Source organism: Corynebacterium argentoratense (genome assembly GCF_021491455.1).
Lineage (GTDB): Bacteria > Actinomycetota > Actinomycetes > Mycobacteriales > Mycobacteriaceae > Corynebacterium > Corynebacterium argentoratense_A.
In genome coordinates this window covers 173,324-189,998 of the sequence record NZ_JAKETN010000002.1, presented here as the reverse complement: position 1 = coordinate 189,998, position 16,675 = coordinate 173,324, and the positions used below count along the sequence as shown (strand labels likewise).

Sequence of the window (16,675 nt, the reverse complement as noted above, 5' to 3'; positions counted from 1 at the left end):
CTTCCATTTTCACGGGAAGCCACCACCTTTTTATGCCTCCTGAGGTTGTCTGGCGTTCCCGTCCAGGGCCTAGCGCAGGAATCCCAGTGCGCTGCTGCCGCCTTCAATCAAGTCGATGACTGTGCGCTCTGCGCGGTCGAGGTAATCATGGAGGAATGCTCGGGCCTGCCTGCGGGCAGCGTCCCTAGCCTCTTCACTGGTATTGGCCGCCTGTTGTACTGCAGTGAGAACATTGGCGAGCTCACGGTTGCCGTCTATGAAAGGCCCGTGGGTGGCGGCAAGGTCTCCCCTGTGCGCAGCACTTAAAAATGCCAGTCGCGACTGGACCATGATGATCCGCATGTCCTCGCTCAGTTTGGGAATACCAGCGACATCGACCAGTGCCAGGTGTACTTCTGAGTTGCGGGTGCCCACAGTCCGCCAATCGCCTTCTGCTTGGGCATTGTGCGCGGCATCGCACGCGGCAATCATCGTGTCGATGCACTGCTGTTGTTTGTCTTCGCTGGCGTAAGCGAAAGCGTCGATGGCAGCGAGTTGGACAAAGCGGCGGTAGACGTAGAGCTCTGCTGTCGCTTCCGAGTCGAAGCTACGCAGGAACACACCTCTGTGGGGTTGATGGACAAGTAACTGCTGGCGTTGGAGGATGCGGAATGCTTCGCGCAGGGTGTTGCGGGAGACCTGGTAGTCCTGTGCGCATTCTTGTTCAATGAGTTGGTCGCCGGGCTGGTAGAAGCCGCTGGCTATGTCCTCGGAGATTGCTGCCACTGCTTGGTTGACCGCCGAATCAGGGGTTCCGGCGGAGGAGCTACGTCGTGAGCTTGAGCCTGATGCGGGGGTAGTCATATGCACACCATAGCAAGATCTAATTGTGCTTCAGGACACAAGCCCCTATACTTGGCAGAAATTTACCAAGATTGTTCAACAATCCCCCTCTACGGGGTGGAACAACTGTCAGAAAGGGCAAGCCATTGAGCGAACACTCCCCCACCCCACCGGCAACCACAACCGGCCCAACGACCAGCATCGACTCCCCCGCCGACGGCGTAAAGAAGGCCAAGGGTCCACTGCTCGGTGCCATCTTCCTCATGGCTACCTCGGCCATCGGCCCGGGCTTCCTCACCCAAACCGCGAACTTCACCGCGCAGCTGGGTGCGGCCTTCGCTTTTGCAATCCTTGCGTCGATCATCATCGACATCGCTGTGCAGCTCAATGTGTGGCGAGTCATCGGCATCAGTGGTTTGCGCGCGAGCGAATTGGGCAACCGCGTCGCTCCCGGCCTGGGATGGTTTTTGGCCTTGCTCATCTGCGTCGGCGGTTTGGTGTTCAACATCGGCAATATTGCCGGCGCCGGCCTAGGAACCAACGCTTTCCTGGGCGTCGATGCGAAGGTCGGCGGCACGCTGACCGCGGGCATCGCTATCGCCTTCTTCCTGCTCAAGCGCCTGGGCCTAGCGCTTGACTACCTGATTGTTGGCCTGGGCGTGCTGATGATCGGCCTGACGATGTACGTCGCGGTCGTATCCCAGCCGCCGGTGGGCGAGGCTCTGCGCAGCTCGGTGTTACCGGACGAGTACAACTGGTTGGCTGTGACCACCCTGGTGGGCGGCACTGTGGGTGGCTACATCACCTACGCCGGCGCGCACCGCTTGTTGGATTCCGGCCAGACCGGCCCCGAGCACGTGCGTCAGGTCAGCCGCTCGTCGGTCACGGGCATCATCCTGACGGGCATCATGCGCATCGTGCTGTTCCTGGCTGTACTGGGTGTGGTGGCAGCCGGCACGAGCGATCTGACCGGTGACGCTAACCCCGCCGGCGCCGCATTCCGTATCGCTGCAGGCGAGGTTGGTTTCCGTTTCTTCGGCATGGTGATGTGGGCAGCCGCTTTGTCCTCGATCATTGGCGCGAGCTACACCAGCGCATCCTTCCTGGTCAGTCAGCGTCCGGACAAGCGTTTTACTCAAAATGTCGTGACGATCGTGTTCATCGTGATTTCCTGCGCCGCCTTCGTCGCTATCGGTACTGCGCCTAAGCAGCTGTTGGTCTTCGCCGGCGCTTTCAACGGCCTGGTTTTGCCCGTGGGCTTTACGTTGACGCTTTATGTGGCGTTGTTCCGCTCGAAGGATCTGCTCAAGGGCTACCGCTACCCGAAGTGGTTGATCACCGTCGGTTTGTTTGCCCTGGCGATTGCGTGGTTCTTGGCGGTCAAGGCTTTCCAGCCGATGTGGGCTTTGCTCAGCGCTTAAAGGTAGTTGTTCGATGGTTGATTTGAATGCGGATCTGGGCGAGCGTTTCGGCCTGTGGCCTATGGGTGATGACGCCGCGATGCTCGCTGTTGTCGACCGCGCTAATGTCGCCTGTGGTTTTCACGCCGGTGATGCTGCGACGATGATCGATACCTGCACTGAGGCTGCCCGGCGCGGCGTCATGGTGGGTGCGCATGTGGGTTATCGGGATTTGGCTGGGTTTGGCCGTCGCGATATGGCCTATGCGCCACGAGAGCTGACGGCGGAGACGCTGTATCAGATTGGTGCGCTTGAGGCGTGTGCCCGGCGCGCGGGCACGGCTGTGTCGTATGTGAAGCCGCATGGTGCGTTGTATAACCGCATTGCGTGGGATCGTCCCCAGGCGGAGGCTGTGTTTGATGGTTTGCCGGAGGACATGCCGATTATGTTGTTGGCGGGGTGTGAGGCCACTGAGTGGGCTCGCGAGCGCGGCATCGAGGTGATCGAGGAGGCTTTCATCGATCGCGCGTATACGGCGCAGGGGCGGTTGGTGTCGCGAAGCCAGCCTGGGTCTGTGTTGCATGATCCGGAGGCCGCTGTGGCCCAGGCTGTGGCCTTTGCCCGGGGCGAGTCGATCACGTCCGTGGATGGCCAAGCTGTGTCTGTGCACGCGGATTCCTTGTGCGTGCATGGGGATAATCCCGCGGCGGTTGAGTTGGCTCGTCGCGTGGCTGAGCAGTTGGATGCGTTAGGTCTTCGATGAGGGTTCGTGCGTGCGGCGAGTCCGCGTTCATCGTCGATGTGGCAAGCAGTTGCCCGCCGGGTTCTGAAGTGTTGGATTGTGTGTTGGACCTGACGGCGCAGATTGGCGCCGCGGTGGATTCCGGCCGGGTGGCGGGGGTTGTTGATGTTGTGCCGGCTGCAGAGACGCTGCTTGTTGTGTGCGATCCCACGCGGGTGCGCGATGTTGTCGCTTTTGTGTCTGGATTGTCGCCGCGTGCTGCGGCCCAGGCCCCCGCGACGTCATCAATTAAGGAGATCGCGGTGACTTACGATGGGCCGGATCTTCATGACGTCGCGGACAGTTTCGGCATCAGCGTGGATGCTGTGGTCCGCTGGCATCAGGATCAGGTGTGGCAGGTGGCGTTTGGGGGTTTTGCGCCGGGCTTTTTCTACCTTGTGAGGCAGGGTGAGCGGCGTGAGGTTGCGCGGCGTGAGACTCCGCGGCCGAAGATTCCTGCTGGGTCGGTGGGTTTGGCGGGCATGTTTAGTGGCGTGTATCCGAATGCCTCGCCGGGTGGTTGGCAGTTGATTGGCCGTACGGATGCTGTGTTGTTTGATGTTGATCGCACTCCGCCGGCGTTGTTGGCTCCGGGGATGGGTGTGCGTTTTGTTGATGCTGAGGGGCGTGTCTGATGAACGTGGATAGGTGCGAGGGCGTGGATACGTTCGAGGTGATTGCGACAGGGCCGCAGACGCTTATTCAGGATCGGGGGCGGCCGGGGTTTGCGTCGGTGGGTGTGTGCGCCTCTGGCAGTTTTGATCGTTTGTCGGCGGCGCGGGCCAACCATGCGGTGGGCAATGATCCCGACTGTGCGGTACTGGAAGTGCTGATGGGTGGGTTGGAGTTGCGGGCGTTGCGTGCTGCGACGCTGATTGTCACTGGTGTGGCGTGTTCGGTGACGGTGTTTCCTTCCAGTGGGCACCCTGCGCGCAGGTTGTTTAGCAATAGGGTTATTGACGTCGCGGAGGGTGACTGCATCAACATTGGGATGTTTTCTGCTGGCATGCGCGGCTATGTGGGCGTGCGTGGGGGCGTGCAGGGGGCAAAGATGTTGGGCAGCTGTAGTACGGATGTGATGAGTGGCCTTGGCCCGGCCCCTGTGCGGGAGGGTGATGTTCTAGCGATATGGGTGGCGGAGCCTGGGTGGCATCCTGTGCTGAGGGAGCTCACTCCCCTGTGGCGTGCCGGGCAGCGTGTCGTGGAACTGGAGGTCATCATGGGTCCGCGCGATGGGTGGTTTAGGGATCCTGCCGCGTTGTGTTCGCAGACGTTTACGGTGGGTTCGGATTCGAATCGTGTAGGTGTGCGTCTTGCTGCGGCGCATCCTTTGGAGCGTGTGATTGATCAGGAGCTTGCTAGCGAGGGCACTGTGCGTGGTGCGATTCAAGTTCCGCCGAATGGGCATCCGGTGATTTTTGGTCCGGATCATCCGGTGACCGGTGGTTATCCGGTGATTGGTGTGTTGAGTGGGCGTTCGTCGGATAGGTGTGCCCAATTGGCTCCGGGTGATCTGGTTCGCTTTCGCCGCAGGCAGGCGTAGAACTTCACTAAGTAAATTTTTGCACCGGGTGAAAGTTTGCAGTAAGTTTACTTTTTGTGAATTCCCCCAACCTCACCCTGCGTGAAAGCAAACGCCGCGCAACTAAAGCCGCCATCGAGGAACACGCCACCCGGCTGGTCCTCGACCGCGGCTTTGATGGCGTCACCGTAGAAGACATCTGCCAGGCCGCAGAAATATCCAAGCGCACCTTCTTTAACTACGTCGACAGCAAGGAAACCGCTGTCCTCGGCCCCTTGCCCACTCCCCTGAGCGAAGACGAAGTCCACGCCTTCGCGCGCGACGTCCACACTCCCCTGTTGGCGTCGATCGTGGATCTCATAGTGGACGGCTTTATTGAAGGCTACGGCTACACCTGCCCCGAGGTGCGCAAACGCCGCAAGCAGATCCTCACCCAACGCCCCCAACTGGGCGTGGCCCGGATGTCTCAGCTGATCGAGGCGCACAAGTCCTACAAGCAGGCACTGGGCGTGTACTTCAACGCCCACCCCGACCAGCGCCAACTGGATGCCCTGAGCGTGGAAGCCGAAGCCGACACCTGGATAAGCTTGGCCAGCAACTGCATCAAACTGGGCTTCCACCGCTGGGCCGAAGGCGACGACGCCTCCGATAATTCCCTCCGCCGCAGCTGCCACTTCGCACTGACACACCTACACACGCTAATCACCAACGCACACCAAGGAGACGCCAACTGATGAGCAACGCAACTGCAACCATCGATAAAAACGACACCAACGACTCGCAGACGGTCGCGCACAAACCCAACGTGGCCCTGGTGTTCACTGCCCTGATGCTCACGATGCTCATGAGCTCCCTGGGACAGATGATCTTCTCCACCGCCCTGCCCACCATCGTCGGCGACCTCGGCGGCGTCGAGCACATGACCTGGGTGATCACCGCCTTCCTTCTGGGCGAGACGATCGCCCTGCCTATTTTCGGCAAGGTGGGGGACATGATTGGCCGCAAGGGCTTGTTCATGTTTGCCGTCAGCCTGTTTATTGTGGGTTCGATCGTCGGCGGCATGGCGACGTCAATGTCGATTCTGATTATCTGCCGCGCACTGCAGGGTATCGCTGGTGGCGGGATGATGATCATGTCGCAGGCGATTATTGCTGACGTCGTGCCTGCCCGTCAGCGTGGCAAGTACATGGGCGTCATGGGCTCGGTCTTTGGCATGAGCAGCGTGTTGGGCCCAGTGCTGGGTGGATGGTTTACTGACGGCCCCGGCTGGCGCTGGGGCATGTGGCTCAACGTGCCCTTGGGCATCATTGCGCTGACTGGCATTGCGGTGTTCTTGAAGCTGCCGAAGCGCAGGGCTGTTGGCGCCACCGACTGGTTGGGCATGGCAACGATGGCCATTGCCACTACCTCAATCATCTTGCTGATCACCTGGGGCGGTAATGAGTACCCGTGGGGCTCGACCCGGATCATCCTGCTGGGCATCAGTGCGGCTGTGTTTAGTGCACTGTTTGTTTTTACCGAGCTTAAAGCCTCTAACCCGATCATCCCGATGCAGCTGTTTGCCACCCGCAATTTCACCCTCACCACCATCGCAGGCCTGTTTGTCGGCATCTTCATGTTCGGCGCTCTTGCCTACATCCCCACTTATCTACAAATGGTGCATTCCATGACGCCGACCAACGCGGGCCTGATGATGATCCCCATGATGGCGGGCCTGATGGGCACCTCCATCGTGGTAGGCAACATTGTTTCGCGCACAGGCCGCTACAAGTGGTTCCCGGTCGCAGGCCTCGTGGTCGTAACTTTCGGACTGCTCCTGTTGTCTCAGCTCGAGGCCAGCTCCAGCCTGGTCCACGTCGGGGTGTGCCTGTTCGTGTTCGGCTTCGGTTTGGGTGCTGCGATGCAGATCCTGGTGCTCATCGTCCAAAACTCGTTCCCGATCACGATGGTCGGCACCGCTACCGCCGCCAACAACTTCTTCCGCCAGATCGGCAGCGCTGTTGGTTCGGCTTTCGTTGGTGGCATATTCGTCTCTAACCTGACCCAGCGTTTGAGCGAAAACGTGCCGGCCGCGCTAAAGACCATGGGGCCCGAGGCCGCACAGTTTAGCGATTTGATGAGCCATGGGAAATCCAGCTTGACCCCCGGCATTGTTGCTTCATTGCCGGACCCCCTGCGTCAGGCTATCGATATTTCCTACAACGATGCACTGACTCCGGTATTCCTCATGCTGGTTCCGCTGTCGATTGTGACTGTGGTGCTGTTGATGTTCGTCCGCGAGGATTCCCTCAAGGAGACAATCTCTTAAAGCCCCTAGCGGCTGTAGCTCAAGCCGCTAGCCCTCCGGGTTTGCCACCGGCGCGGGGTTAGTGGGCTTGGGCAGCAACGAAGACAGTGTCCATGATCTTTGCGCGGGAGAATTCTTCCCACGTGGGTGCGCGCAGTTCGAAGGTGGCGTGCCCTGTTTCCAGTCCCGTCTCGTAGATTTTTTGGACCTGGGGGAAGTCTGCCTGCCGCAAAGGGCGGATGGTGAAGTCGGCCATGGGGGCTAAGTTTAAGCAACCGGTGGATAGAGAAAAACACCAACCTCCCCGAAGCGGGGATGGTTGGTGTTTGCTGCTGTGATCAGGTGTTAGCTGACGGTTGCAGAGAAGATGCCTTGGTCATCGCTGAGCCAGGAGATGCTGCCGTTGCTGAACTCTTGGGTCCAGCCTTTGTCGACGGTCTGCTCATCAGAGGTGGGCAGACCGACGGGGGCATCCAGGCCGCCTTCGCTCATCCAGGTTTCAGCGATCATGCCCTGGACGATGTGTGCGCCGGTGTCCTTGGAGTAGACGATCTTCTGGCCGCCCTCGGTTTCAACAATGGCTTCCTTGCCTTCGTTGCGGTCGGTGACAGAGGTGATGGCACCCAGGTGGCCTTTAGCGCCGCCCATCTTCTCCCACAGTGCCTTAGCCTGTGCGGGGATCTTGACGGTTGCACCCTGAGCATCGGTGACCTCAGCCATGCCTTCGAGGGCGTCGGCGGCCTTGTCACCAGCAGCTTCGCCGGCTTCCTTAGCCTTGTCGGCAGCGCCGTCAGCGCCGTCCTTGGCTGCCGAAGTTGCAGCTTCAGCTGCGGAGGTTGCGGAGTCCTTCACCTTGGTTGCATCGTCGCTGGCGCAAGCAACTGCTCCGAGGGACAATGCGACCACAGCAGCTGCAGCAACGAGACGAGTGTTCATGTGATACCAACTTCCTCTTAAAAGAAAACCTACACAGCTACGGTAGCACTTCGGCAGCCCGAAAAGCACACCACGCGGCACATTATTACCCCTGGTTGGAGCGATTTTTTCTGCGACGTCCGCCACCTTTCCCCTTTAATGAAGCCTTGACTGTCCTCCCGTTCGGGGTTTTTCTCCCGCCGCAACGTACAGCCTTCGACTTATTTTTCCCCGGTTCCTTCGCCTTCCCCACCTTCGTGCCAGCCCCTTTGGCCATGCGCGAGCTGGACTGCTTCCTACCGCGGGCAATGCCCACAAAATCCTGCACCATGTCGCAGTCATCGTCTTTGAACCACACCAAAGCCACGGGTGTTGCGGCAGAGCCCGCATAGTCCGCATGCACAGTGCCCGACACGTTCAACCGCCTCAGCAGCGGCCGCGGCGCAATCACATGCCCGACGTTAGCCGCCACCAGATCCAGCTGCGCCTTGACCTCCCCCACAGCAACCGGACCGTAACCCTCAAACAGCACCCCCGCGGCGTCACCAAGCTCCTGCAAATCTTGGGGCGTGATGATGCTAAGCAGGCTCAATTCATGGTCCTTAGGCACCGCCACACCGGGGCTCTCCTCATATAAACGCACCACGTGCATGTCGTCGGTGATGCGCTCATCCGGCAAACGCACCAACACAGCAGTCACGGCGTCATCGCTACATGCGCTCTCATCAATGACGTCGCGGGGGTCAAGCAACACAGCCAAAGGATCGGCGGACTCGTGGGCATCTAAAAGATACTCAGTGCGTTCGCTAAACCTTTCCATCCACTTTCCCGGGGCGGTACCGGTGACATAGAAAAATTTGAGCTTCAGCCTGGCGTCCATGGGCATTCATGCTACCGTGAGTGCGTGAATAACCTGATGAAGCCACAGACCGCAGCGAAAAAACTAGGCATCTACCTGCCCGCCTGCCCTGAGGAATTTCAAACAACAAGCCTCAGCCACGAGCAGTTCATCGAACTGCAAAGCAATCCCCCCGAGTGGCTATCCGAACTGCGCCGCACCGGGCCGCACCCCCGCCCCGTCGTCGCGCAAAAACTGGGCATCACCATCGCCGCGCTCAAACGCAACGACATGGACAAGCCCCTAACCACCGCGGGCATCAAGGCCCTACTGGAAGATCAGCCGGAATGGCTTCGCACTGCCCGCACCCAATTGGCCGAGCAGCGCGAAGAAAACGCCAAAAATAAGGACGCTTAAACCATCTTCCACTCTTCGAGGCCCTCGTAGAGAGGGTACTGCTCGGCCAGCGCGCTCACGCGGGCGCGCAGCGAAGCAACATCAGCATTCTTGCCGGCTGCCAGTGCGGTGCCGATGATGTCTGCGACCTCGGTGAACGCGGCGTTATCGAAACCGCGGGTAGCCAACGCCGGGGTACCGATGCGCAGGCCAGAGGTCACCATCGGGGGGCGGGGGTCGTTCGGCACAGCATTGCGGTTGACGGTGATGCCAACCTCGTGCAGCAGATCCTCGGCCTCCTGGCCGTTCATCTCGGAATTACGCAGGTCAGCCAGAACCAAGTGCACGTCGGTGCCGCCGGTGAGCACATCGACACCAGCCGCAGAACAATCAGCGGCAGTCAAACGCTCAGCCAAAATAGCAGCGCCGTCCAAAGTGCGCTGCTGACGATCCTTGAACTCCTCCGTCGCAGCGATCTTCATGGCAATGGCCTTCGCAGCCACAGCGTGCATCAAAGGACCACCCTGCTGGCCCGGGAACACAGCAGAATTCAACGCCTTGGCGTAGTCCTGCTTCGCCAAAATCATGCCAGAGCGCGGACCGCCCAGAGTCTTGTGAACAGTAGTCGACACGACGTCAGCATGTGGAACCGGGGAGGGGTGCAGACCCGCAGCAACCAGACCAGCGAAGTGCGCCATGTCCACCCACAGCTTCGCGCCAACCTCATCCGCAATCGAACGGAACGCAGCGAAATCAACATGGCGGGGGTACGCAGACCAGCCAGCGATCAGCACCTGAGGGCGTTCCTTCAGTGCCTGCTCGCGCACAGCGTCCATGTCCAAACGCATGGTCTCGGGGTCGACACCGTAGGCAGCAACCTCGTACAGCTTGCCGGAGAAGTTCAGCTTCATGCCGTGAGTCAAATGCCCACCGTGAGCCAAAGACAGGCCCATGATCTTGTCGCCCGGGTTAGCCAAAGCCATCAGAACCGCGGCGTTAGCCTGCGCACCGGCGTGCGGCTGAACATTAGCGTACTCTGCACCAAACACAGCCTTCGCGCGGTCACGCGCCAGGTCCTCAACCACGTCAACGTACTCACAACCGCCGTAGTAACGACGCCCCGGGTACCCCTCGGCATACTTATTGGTCAGCACCGAACCCTGCGCCTGCAGCACAGCGCGCGGAACAAAGTTTTCAGAAGCGATCATCTCAAGGGTGTCGCGCTGGCGGGAAAGCTCCCCAGCAATAGCGGCAGCAACCTCAGGATCAAGCTCGTGCAACGGTTGATAACGGACGTCAGACGCGGTCATAAAGAACCTCTCGACTAGTTCAGTGGGTCGTAGGCAATCATAACCCTAAGCAGCAAACAAACTACCCCCTGTAGACCAACAACACCGTTATCTTTGGCACAATGAGCTACATGGCTCGCCACGCTGACACCAGCCCCTATCTCGACTTCGACCGCAGCACCTGGCACAGCCTGCGCCAACACATGCCGCAGGTCCTCACCGAACAAGAAGTCGACGAACTCCGAGGCATCGGCGAAAACATCGACCTTCAAGAAGTCGAAGAGGTCTACCTCCCGCTCAGCCGTCTCATCCACCTCCAGGTAGCCGCGCGCCAACAATTAACCCGCGCGACGTCAACATTCCTCGGCTCCAAACCCCACCACGTGCCCTTCATCATCGGCATCGCGGGCTCTGTCGCCGTCGGCAAATCCACCACCGCCCGCCTGCTCCAAGTACTGCTGCAGCGCTGGGAATCCCACCCGCGCGTCGACCTGGTCACCACCGACGGGTTCCTCCACCCCACCGATGAGCTCAAGCGCCGAGGCATCCTCAACCGCAAAGGCTTCCCCGAATCCTACGACCAGCGCGCCCTGCTGCGTTTCGTCACCGACGTCAAAGCCGGCCACAGCCACTGCACCGCCCCCGTCTACTCCCACACCCGCTACGACCGGGTCCCCGGAGAATTCATCACCATCTCCCAGCCAGACATCTTGATCATTGAGGGCCTCAACGTGCTACAAACCGGACCGACGCTGATGGTCAGTGACTTGTTTGACTTCTCCGTCTACGTCGACGCAAAAACCCAAGACATCGAACAGTGGTACATCGAGCGCTTCCTCGAACTGCGCCACACATCCTTCCGAGCCCCCGGCGCGCACTTCAAGCACTACGCGAACCTAAGCGATGTGCAAGCAACAGCCCAGGCACGGGAAATCTGGCAATCAGTCAACCTGCCCAACCTTGTAGAAAACATCGCCCCAACCAAAGTGCGAGCCTCACTGATCATGCAAAAAGGCGACGACCACTTGGTGCGCCGTGTGCGCATGCGCAAGGTTTAACAGCCGGCTGCTCGACTAGCGGCCAAACCTGCGGGTGCGGGACGCGTAGGAACGTAACGCGCGCAAAAAATCCACCCGCCTGAACGCCGGCCAGTAGGTATCGGTAAACCAAATCTCCGAATACGCCGCCTGCCACAGCAAGAAACCCGACAGACGTTGCTCCCCGGACGTGCGAATCACCAAGTCCGGATCAGGCTGGCCCGAGGTGTACAGGTGCTCGCTGATCGATTCAATAGTGATGCTGTCGGCCAGTTCAGAGGTCGTCACACCAGCAGCAGCCTGCTCCAGCAACAGTTTGCGCGCGGCGTCAACAATTTCTTGGCGCCCACCGTAGCCAACCGCAACATTCACGCACACGCCCGTGTGGTCTTTGGTTGCTTCCTCCGCGCGCTTAAGACGTAAGCGGAGCTCGTCCGGCAGCAAATCCAGATGCCCCACCATGCGCACGCTGCAATTGGTGTCGGACTCCGAAAGCTCGTCGACAACATCGCCGATGATGTCGAACAGCAGCTCTAGTTCTGACTCTTCACGAGCCAGATTCTCGGTGCTCAACAGGTAGACGGTGACCAGTTCGATGTCGGTGTCTTGGCACCAGCGAACCATCTCGCCGATCTTTTTCGCCCCGACCCGGTGGCCGTGGCTAACATCTGCGAACCCAGCCTCCCGAGCCCAGCGGCGATTACCATCGCACATGATGGCCACATGCCGAGGCTGTGGCTTGGACTTCAGCTGCCGCTGGAGCCGCCACTCATACAGGGGATAGAGCAGGGTTCTCATGATCAGATCAAATGCTCTTTGTTCACGTCAGCCAGACCGGCCTCAGCCATGGCTTTGTCAAGCGCCTCGGTATCGAAAATGTCAATCCCGTGGGCCTCAGCAAACGCGCGGCGGCGTGCCATGCGCTTCAGGCGACGATTGAGCGCCCACCCCAGGTACAGCACGATGGCCAGCAGCACCACGATGAGGAACAACCCCACCGGTGAGGCCTTACCGAATTCTGATCCCAACGGCCTCGAGGGCTCTGCCTGGGCGAGGATATCCATCAACAACATGTCTTAGACTCTAGCTTTCGTCTTCGATGCCCGCGAACAGGTCTGTTTCCAAACCGGCATCAGGCAGGCGGGTAACACCCTCAAAGCCGGGGACGTCGATGCGGGTGCGCGCCAGCTCAAATTCTTCTGTAGGCCACAGTCTGCGCTGCACATCCAATGACGTCGCGAAGAAGGTGCCGGCAGGATCGATCTGCGTCGCATGCGCACGCAACGCATCGTCACGCTGCTCGAAGAAGTTCGCGGCGTCAACCTGTGTGGTCACCCGCGACATGATGTCACCGCGCAGCGACTTCCACCGACCCAAAATCTCTTGGTAGAGCCTGGGCTGGCCGAGGCGCTCAGATTCAGCGTCGAACAGTTCCAAACGCTGCCTGATAAACCCGTGGGTGTAATACATCTTCAGTGGAGCCCACGCTTCGCCCAATTCTGGGGCGTAGTCGGGGTCGGCGCATGCGTCCCACGCCAACATGGACACCTCATGCACCTTCAGATGATCCGGGTGCGGGTAGCCACCATTCTCGTCATAGGTGATGATCACGTGGGGTCGGAAAGTACGCAGCACTCCGACGAGGCGGCGCACAACCTCGTCGTTGTCCTGGAGAGCAAAGCAGCCTTCGGGCAGGGGCGGCAGCGGGTCGCCGGAGGGCAGCCCTGAATCCTCGTAGCCCAACCACATGTGCTCAACACCCAAAATCGCAGCGGCCTGAGCCATCTCTGTACGGCGGATCGCGGCGATGTCGTCGGCGGTAGTGTCCTCTGCCAGCAGTGCGGGGTTGAGGATGTCACCGCGTTCGCCACCGGTACACGTCACCACCATCACCCGGTTGCCCTCCGAAACATAGCGGGCCATAGTGGCGGCACCCTTGCTGGACTCATCGTCGGGGTGGGCGTGGATTGCGAGCAGTCGAAGACCTTTGTTCATAGTCACCCGATTTATCTTAGAAGCAACAGGGCTAAGATGTAGCCATGCGCGAGAACAAACGCACCAGCCGCTACAACGTCCCTGGCACACAGCCCAACCTATCGGGCAAACTCGTTGCCATCGCAGCGGTACTCATCGCCATAGCGATCATCATCGTCGCCGTGCAGTACTTCCAGAGCCAACGCGCCACCACTGTCTCCGCCACCCAGGCAGGCATCGAACGAGTCGACGACCACACCCTCCGCTCCACGGTGGATATCACTCGTAAAAACCCTGATGTCCCAACGTATTGCATCGTCACCGCACTGAATTACAACAAAGCCGAGGTTGGTCGGCGGGAAGTCCTCGTTCCCGCCGGTGGTGCGAAAACCCAGCCAGTAACCGTCGATATCCCCACCAATGACGAGCCCGTCGCGGGTACTGTTTACGGCTGCTCAGACGTCATCCCCGACTACCTACAGTAGGGGCCCCGATGTAGCGGGTATAACCCTGCGCCCGCGTGATAGGGTTTCCCCTATGGCTGAGAATCAGAAGCAGTACATCACACCGGAAACCAAGCAGAAGCTCGAAGACGAGCTCAATGCACTTATTGCTCACCGTCCCGTCGTCGCCGCCGAAATTAACGAGCGCCGCGAAGAAGGCGACCTGAAGGAAAACGCAGGCTACGACGCTGCCCGCGAGATGCAGGACCAAGAAGAGGCCCGCATCAAGCAAATCTCGGAGATCCTCGCCAACTCCACCACCGAGCGTTCCTCCATCGAAGAGGGCGTCGCTGTGGTTGGTTCCGTGGTGCACGTATACTACAATGGCGACAAGGATCAGAAGGAAACCTTCCTGATCGGTACCCGCGCTGCTGCCTCTGACAACAAGGACCTCGAAACCTACTCCGAGCACGCACCGCTCGGCGCTGCTGTTTTGGGTGCTCGCGAAGGCGAAACCCGCGAGTACACCGCCCCCAACGGCAACACCATTTCCGTCACCATTATTTCCGCAGAGCCCTACGACTCCAAGAAATACGCCACTCTGCGCGAAAGCAAGTGAAAAACAATAGTTGACAGTAACTCTAGAACTCAAAGGAGTTAGTCCATGAAGCGCATGTCCATGACCGGCGTGGCCCTCGTTGCTGGCACCCTCGCACTCGCAGCATGCACCCCGCCCAACGAAAAACCCAGCGATGTTCGCGTTGACACCGCTACCGCCGTAGAGGCTCCCTCCACCACCGCTAAGGCAGCTGAAAGCACCGACGAAGCTCAGCCTGCTGCCGCAGCCAAGGACGGCAAGGATGCCGCTACTCCGACCTACCGTGGTCTGTGCGCTGCTGACAAGGGCGAGCGTAAGCCAAAAACCCTGTCCTTGGCATGTGCGGACAACAACGATGAGCTCGTGAACATCAAGTGGAATTCCTGGACCGACACCCAGGCTACTGGCACTGCAACTCGACGCACCAACGAATGCATCCCGAATTGCGCCGATGGCAAATTCGTCGAGTCCCAGGTTGAGGTTGCACTGATCAACCCCGCGAACTTGGGCACCTCCCCCGACGTGGAATTCACCACCTTGATGGTTGATGGTCAGCCTTTCGCCTCCTAAGCGATACACCGCATAAAGGCTTGAAGCTGCCGGCACACGTAACAAGTGTGCCGGCGGCTTCAGTTTTTCATTACAACCCAAGCCTCCACTGGACCACTTTCGATTAGTCCGGATGGGTCTGGGAATTCAAACCCCGCTTATAGCGCGGGACTACACCCCTTGCTCGCCAGCCATTGCAGAGCAGCATCCTCAACTGCCTTTGGGTCATCCCCTGTAATTTCTACGTCTGGCGGAATGGGGTCGTCGCCAAATACCTCGCCGGTACGGGCTTGATCGTTAGACACGGTGATCATCACACCCGCTCCGTCAGCCAAAGTGAAATAGGAGTTCGCGGAAGCATATCCCGCTGTCGGTGCACCGAAGCTGCGCGCGAAGTCTAGGCCACGGAAGGCCAACAATGTCGCCTCAGCGGAAGAAGCGGTGTCCCCGTCCGTGAGGATTGCGACAGGGATATCAAGCTTGCCGCCGTTCGTCGTGGTCGGCGTGCCTCCTCCTTGAACGCTGTTACCCCTGACAGTTACATCGCTATCAAAGGCTCCACCAACGAAGCTTAGGACCACGCCGTCGGGCAATAGCGGTGAAACACCAGCGACCATCGGCCCCATATCGCCGCCATCATTGCCCCGAAGATCAACTATGGCGCCACAGGTAGCATTATCGATCAGCCCCTTGCTCACAATGTCCGCATACGTTTGGCCGTATTCTCCGATTCCGAGTTCAGGCAGCCGCACAATGCCAATGTCTCCGGAGGCACTTACTTGCGGCGCTTCACTGTTTTCCTCAGTCGCAGGCTGAGCATCGTCTGGTGTGATCAAGTTGGAGTGCTTTCCACCACCAGCTTTCAGTGCAGTTCTTAGCGGTTCGTACACATCCTCATAAGACTTGGCCTCCTTGATCTGAGGCTTTATTTCTTCCTTTGCCCGGGCATAGTCTTCGCTCCCCCGATAAATAGCCATCACATCGGCGATACGCAGAACGTCCTTGGCGTATTTCTGTGGTGATGGCTTGAAGAGGTAACGAGGTTCACCAGTGATGAACGCGAGACTTGAAGGCCCATAGACATAGCCAAGGGCAGCGACAACCAGGGCGAAAACGACAAAGCTGGAACCGCAGCCGATGAGAACCTTTTTGCCTTTGGAGCGTGACTTTTTCAGGTCGCTGTCTTGAGCTGCGGGGTCGGCCATCTGCTCACTTGATGCAGGGACGCTATCCATGGTTCCGGCCTTTCTACTAGTCAGTCTCTTCGGAGTGATTATAGACGAGACATGGGTGACGAGAAGCCAAAATTTGTGCACGCTTGCGCTCCACCAAGCCGTGCCAGCGCCTGCCAGCGGATGCCGGCGCCTGCCTACCGATGCCGTCGTGTCGATCAAGGTGTGAAAGGTGCTGTAGCCAAACATCGCGTCGGGGATCGAACCTGGCGCTAGACACAACAAGGTGTTTACTCGACGGGCGCTGCTAGTTGTTCTGCAAGTTCAATGCATACCGCGTACATGGATTCATCATCATCGACGGGCTCAATATTTTTTAGTCGGTCTGCTAGATCTGCAGGGGTGTTCAGCCCATGTTGTTCTGCGTATCCGAACATGTCGCCGATGGTTTCAAAAGGGGCTTCGGCACATTCCCCAGCGATTTTGCGGAGTTGTCGATTCGTACCCTCTGGATCCCACAGATTCTTTAATTCAAACACCACATCAACCGCTGCATTGAAATGCGTAATGTAGTCGCTTTGTGCTGTTGCCATCATTGCTCCCTTACTTGTTGTCGTCTGGCGGGGAAGCTACCAGCCCATATGATAGGCCA

Annotated in this window: 20 protein-coding genes and 1 pseudogene; 11 read left to right on the top strand and 10 right to left on the bottom strand. The window is 59.1% G+C overall.

Annotation, left to right across the window (positions count from 1 at the left end):
* Nucleotides 1-69: 69 nt before the first annotated feature.
* Nucleotides 70-843 carry a GntR family transcriptional regulator gene (locus L1C91_RS03360; protein WP_234858019.1) on the bottom strand — a complete coding sequence of 258 codons (774 nt, stop codon included), beginning with the start codon at nucleotides 841-843 and terminating at the stop codon, nucleotides 70-72.
* 125 nt (nucleotides 844-968) lie between these two features.
* Between L1C91_RS03360 and L1C91_RS03355 the strand changes: the two genes are divergently transcribed.
* From L1C91_RS03355 to L1C91_RS03330, 6 genes are read left to right on the top strand one after another with little or no spacing between them, the layout of a single operon-like run.
* Entirely contained in the window at nucleotides 969-2,243 is a 1,275-nt protein-coding gene (locus L1C91_RS03355; RefSeq protein WP_419178701.1) for an NRAMP family divalent metal transporter, read from the top strand.
* 13 nt (nucleotides 2,244-2,256) lie between these two features.
* Nucleotides 2,257-2,985 carry a 5-oxoprolinase subunit PxpA gene (locus tag L1C91_RS03350; protein WP_234858018.1) on the top strand — a complete coding sequence of 243 codons (729 nt, stop codon included), beginning with the start codon at nucleotides 2,257-2,259 and terminating at the stop codon, nucleotides 2,983-2,985.
* Nucleotides 2,982-3,638, top strand: coding sequence for a 5-oxoprolinase subunit B family protein (locus tag L1C91_RS03345; protein ID WP_234858017.1), 657 nt, complete (start codon nucleotides 2,982-2,984; stop codon nucleotides 3,636-3,638). The genes L1C91_RS03350 and L1C91_RS03345 overlap by 4 nt, the downstream gene beginning before the upstream one ends.
* A 23-nt stretch (nucleotides 3,639-3,661) precedes the next feature.
* Entirely contained in the window at nucleotides 3,662-4,546 is an 885-nt protein-coding gene (locus L1C91_RS03340; RefSeq protein ID WP_234858016.1) for a biotin-dependent carboxyltransferase family protein, read from the top strand.
* Nucleotides 4,547-4,602: 56 nt separating this feature from the next.
* On the top strand, nucleotides 4,603-5,259 hold the full coding sequence (locus L1C91_RS03335; protein WP_234858015.1) for a TetR family transcriptional regulator: 657 nt from the start codon (nucleotides 4,603-4,605) through the stop codon (nucleotides 5,257-5,259).
* Nucleotides 5,259-6,833, top strand: a complete 1,575-nt coding sequence (locus L1C91_RS03330) for an MDR family MFS transporter (RefSeq protein WP_268836288.1) — start codon at nucleotides 5,259-5,261, stop codon at nucleotides 6,831-6,833. Before L1C91_RS03335 ends, L1C91_RS03330 begins: the two co-directional genes overlap by 1 nt.
* Before the next feature lie 67 nt (nucleotides 6,834-6,900).
* On the opposite strand, the pseudogene L1C91_RS03325 reads toward L1C91_RS03330, so the two are convergent.
* From L1C91_RS03325 to L1C91_RS03315, 3 genes and pseudogenes are all read right to left on the bottom strand, one after another.
* Nucleotides 6,901-7,068, bottom strand: a pseudogene (locus tag L1C91_RS03325) (GNAT family N-acetyltransferase); the annotation flags it as partial.
* An 89-nt stretch (nucleotides 7,069-7,157) separates the two neighbouring features.
* Complete coding sequence (locus L1C91_RS03320; protein ID WP_234858014.1) at nucleotides 7,158-7,748, bottom strand: LGFP repeat-containing protein; 591 nt, start codon at nucleotides 7,746-7,748, stop codon at nucleotides 7,158-7,160.
* 85 nt (nucleotides 7,749-7,833) lie between these two features.
* Complete coding sequence (locus tag L1C91_RS03315) at nucleotides 7,834-8,607, bottom strand: LysR family transcriptional regulator (protein ID WP_234858013.1); 774 nt, start codon at nucleotides 8,605-8,607, stop codon at nucleotides 7,834-7,836.
* 36 nt (nucleotides 8,608-8,643) lie between these two features.
* Between L1C91_RS03315 and L1C91_RS03310 the strand changes: the two genes are divergently transcribed.
* Nucleotides 8,644-8,982, top strand: coding sequence for a DUF5997 family protein (locus tag L1C91_RS03310; protein WP_234858187.1), 339 nt, complete (start codon nucleotides 8,644-8,646; stop codon nucleotides 8,980-8,982).
* Here L1C91_RS03310 and glyA read toward each other — a convergent pair.
* Nucleotides 8,979-10,271: a serine hydroxymethyltransferase gene (gene glyA, locus L1C91_RS03305; RefSeq protein ID WP_234858012.1), complete on the bottom strand. Its 1,293-nt coding sequence runs from the start codon at nucleotides 10,269-10,271 to the stop codon at nucleotides 8,979-8,981. The two genes, L1C91_RS03310 and glyA, sit on opposite strands and share 4 nt — an antisense overlap.
* Before the next feature lie 110 nt (nucleotides 10,272-10,381).
* Here glyA and coaA point away from each other — a divergent pair, with 110 nt between their 5' ends.
* Nucleotides 10,382-11,308, top strand: coding sequence for a type I pantothenate kinase (gene coaA, locus L1C91_RS03300; protein WP_234858186.1), 927 nt, complete (start codon nucleotides 10,382-10,384; stop codon nucleotides 11,306-11,308).
* A gap of 15 nt (nucleotides 11,309-11,323) precedes the next feature.
* Here the strand turns inward: coaA and L1C91_RS03295 are convergent, their stop codons facing one another.
* Genes L1C91_RS03295 through mca form a run of 3 tightly spaced genes read right to left on the bottom strand, consistent with a single transcriptional unit; the run spans nucleotide 11,324 to nucleotide 13,282 of the window.
* Entirely contained in the window at nucleotides 11,324-12,085 is a 762-nt protein-coding gene (locus L1C91_RS03295) for an isoprenyl transferase (protein ID WP_234858011.1), read from the bottom strand.
* Nucleotides 12,086-12,087: 2 nt separating this feature from the next.
* Nucleotides 12,088-12,360 (bottom strand): hypothetical protein, encoded by a 273-nt coding sequence (locus tag L1C91_RS03290; RefSeq protein WP_046204397.1) that lies wholly within the window; start codon nucleotides 12,358-12,360, stop codon nucleotides 12,088-12,090.
* Nucleotides 12,361-12,370: 10 nt separating this feature from the next.
* Nucleotides 12,371-13,282: a mycothiol conjugate amidase Mca gene (gene mca, locus L1C91_RS03285; protein ID WP_234858185.1), complete on the bottom strand. Its 912-nt coding sequence runs from the start codon at nucleotides 13,280-13,282 to the stop codon at nucleotides 12,371-12,373.
* A 44-nt stretch (nucleotides 13,283-13,326) separates the two neighbouring features.
* On the opposite strand from mca, the gene L1C91_RS03280 reads away from it, so the two are divergent.
* From L1C91_RS03280 to L1C91_RS03270, 3 genes are read left to right on the top strand one after another with little or no spacing between them, the layout of a single operon-like run.
* Nucleotides 13,327-13,746, top strand: a complete 420-nt coding sequence (locus L1C91_RS03280; RefSeq protein WP_234858010.1) for a DUF4307 domain-containing protein — start codon at nucleotides 13,327-13,329, stop codon at nucleotides 13,744-13,746.
* A 52-nt stretch (nucleotides 13,747-13,798) separates the two neighbouring features.
* Nucleotides 13,799-14,323: a transcription elongation factor GreA gene (greA, locus tag L1C91_RS03275; RefSeq protein ID WP_234858009.1), complete on the top strand. Its 525-nt coding sequence runs from the start codon at nucleotides 13,799-13,801 to the stop codon at nucleotides 14,321-14,323.
* A gap of 45 nt (nucleotides 14,324-14,368) precedes the next feature.
* Nucleotides 14,369-14,872 carry a hypothetical protein gene (locus L1C91_RS03270; protein ID WP_234858008.1) on the top strand — a complete coding sequence of 168 codons (504 nt, stop codon included), beginning with the start codon at nucleotides 14,369-14,371 and terminating at the stop codon, nucleotides 14,870-14,872.
* A 137-nt stretch (nucleotides 14,873-15,009) separates the two neighbouring features.
* Here the strand turns inward: L1C91_RS03270 and L1C91_RS03265 are convergent, their stop codons facing one another.
* Entirely contained in the window at nucleotides 15,010-16,086 is a 1,077-nt protein-coding gene (locus L1C91_RS03265; RefSeq protein ID WP_234858007.1) for a S41 family peptidase, read from the bottom strand.
* A gap of 227 nt (nucleotides 16,087-16,313) precedes the next feature.
* Nucleotides 16,314-16,616 carry a hypothetical protein gene (locus L1C91_RS03260; RefSeq protein ID WP_234858006.1) on the bottom strand — a complete coding sequence of 101 codons (303 nt, stop codon included), beginning with the start codon at nucleotides 16,614-16,616 and terminating at the stop codon, nucleotides 16,314-16,316.
* Nucleotides 16,617-16,675 lie beyond the last annotated feature (59 nt).

What these genes read in the sequence shown, in the direction of transcription:
- mca (WP_234858185.1), bottom strand. Translation starts at nt 13,282, where the DNA reads ATGAACAAAGGTCTTCGACTGCTCGCAATCCACGCCCACCCCGACGAT.
- L1C91_RS03270 (WP_234858008.1), top strand. Translation starts at nt 14,369, where the DNA reads ATGAAGCGCATGTCCATGACCGGCGTGGCCCTCGTTGCTGGCACCCTC.
- L1C91_RS03280 (WP_234858010.1), top strand. Translation starts at nt 13,327, where the DNA reads ATGCGCGAGAACAAACGCACCAGCCGCTACAACGTCCCTGGCACACAG.
- L1C91_RS03320 (WP_234858014.1), bottom strand. Translation starts at nt 7,748, where the DNA reads ATGAACACTCGTCTCGTTGCTGCAGCTGCTGTGGTCGCATTGTCCCTC.
- L1C91_RS03360 (WP_234858019.1), bottom strand. Translation starts at nt 843, where the DNA reads ATGACTACCCCCGCATCAGGCTCAAGCTCACGACGTAGCTCCTCCGCC.
- L1C91_RS03315 (WP_234858013.1), bottom strand. Translation starts at nt 8,607, where the DNA reads ATGGACGCCAGGCTGAAGCTCAAATTTTTCTATGTCACCGGTACCGCC.
- L1C91_RS03260 (WP_234858006.1), bottom strand. Translation starts at nt 16,616, where the DNA reads ATGGCAACAGCACAAAGCGACTACATTACGCATTTCAATGCAGCGGTT.
- glyA (WP_234858012.1), bottom strand. Translation starts at nt 10,271, where the DNA reads ATGACCGCGTCTGACGTCCGTTATCAACCGTTGCACGAGCTTGATCCT.
- L1C91_RS03330 (WP_268836288.1), top strand. Translation starts at nt 5,259, where the DNA reads ATGAGCAACGCAACTGCAACCATCGATAAAAACGACACCAACGACTCG.
- L1C91_RS03345 (WP_234858017.1), top strand. Translation starts at nt 2,982, where the DNA reads ATGAGGGTTCGTGCGTGCGGCGAGTCCGCGTTCATCGTCGATGTGGCA.
- L1C91_RS03310 (WP_234858187.1), top strand. Translation starts at nt 8,644, where the DNA reads ATGAAGCCACAGACCGCAGCGAAAAAACTAGGCATCTACCTGCCCGCC.
- L1C91_RS03295 (WP_234858011.1), bottom strand. Translation starts at nt 12,085, where the DNA reads ATGAGAACCCTGCTCTATCCCCTGTATGAGTGGCGGCTCCAGCGGCAG.
- L1C91_RS03350 (WP_234858018.1), top strand. Translation starts at nt 2,257, where the DNA reads ATGGTTGATTTGAATGCGGATCTGGGCGAGCGTTTCGGCCTGTGGCCT.
- L1C91_RS03290 (WP_046204397.1), bottom strand. Translation starts at nt 12,360, where the DNA reads ATGTTGTTGATGGATATCCTCGCCCAGGCAGAGCCCTCGAGGCCGTTG.
- L1C91_RS03265 (WP_234858007.1), bottom strand. Translation starts at nt 16,086, where the DNA reads ATGGATAGCGTCCCTGCATCAAGTGAGCAGATGGCCGACCCCGCAGCT.
- coaA (WP_234858186.1), top strand. Translation starts at nt 10,382, where the DNA reads ATGGCTCGCCACGCTGACACCAGCCCCTATCTCGACTTCGACCGCAGC.
- greA (WP_234858009.1), top strand. Translation starts at nt 13,799, where the DNA reads ATGGCTGAGAATCAGAAGCAGTACATCACACCGGAAACCAAGCAGAAG.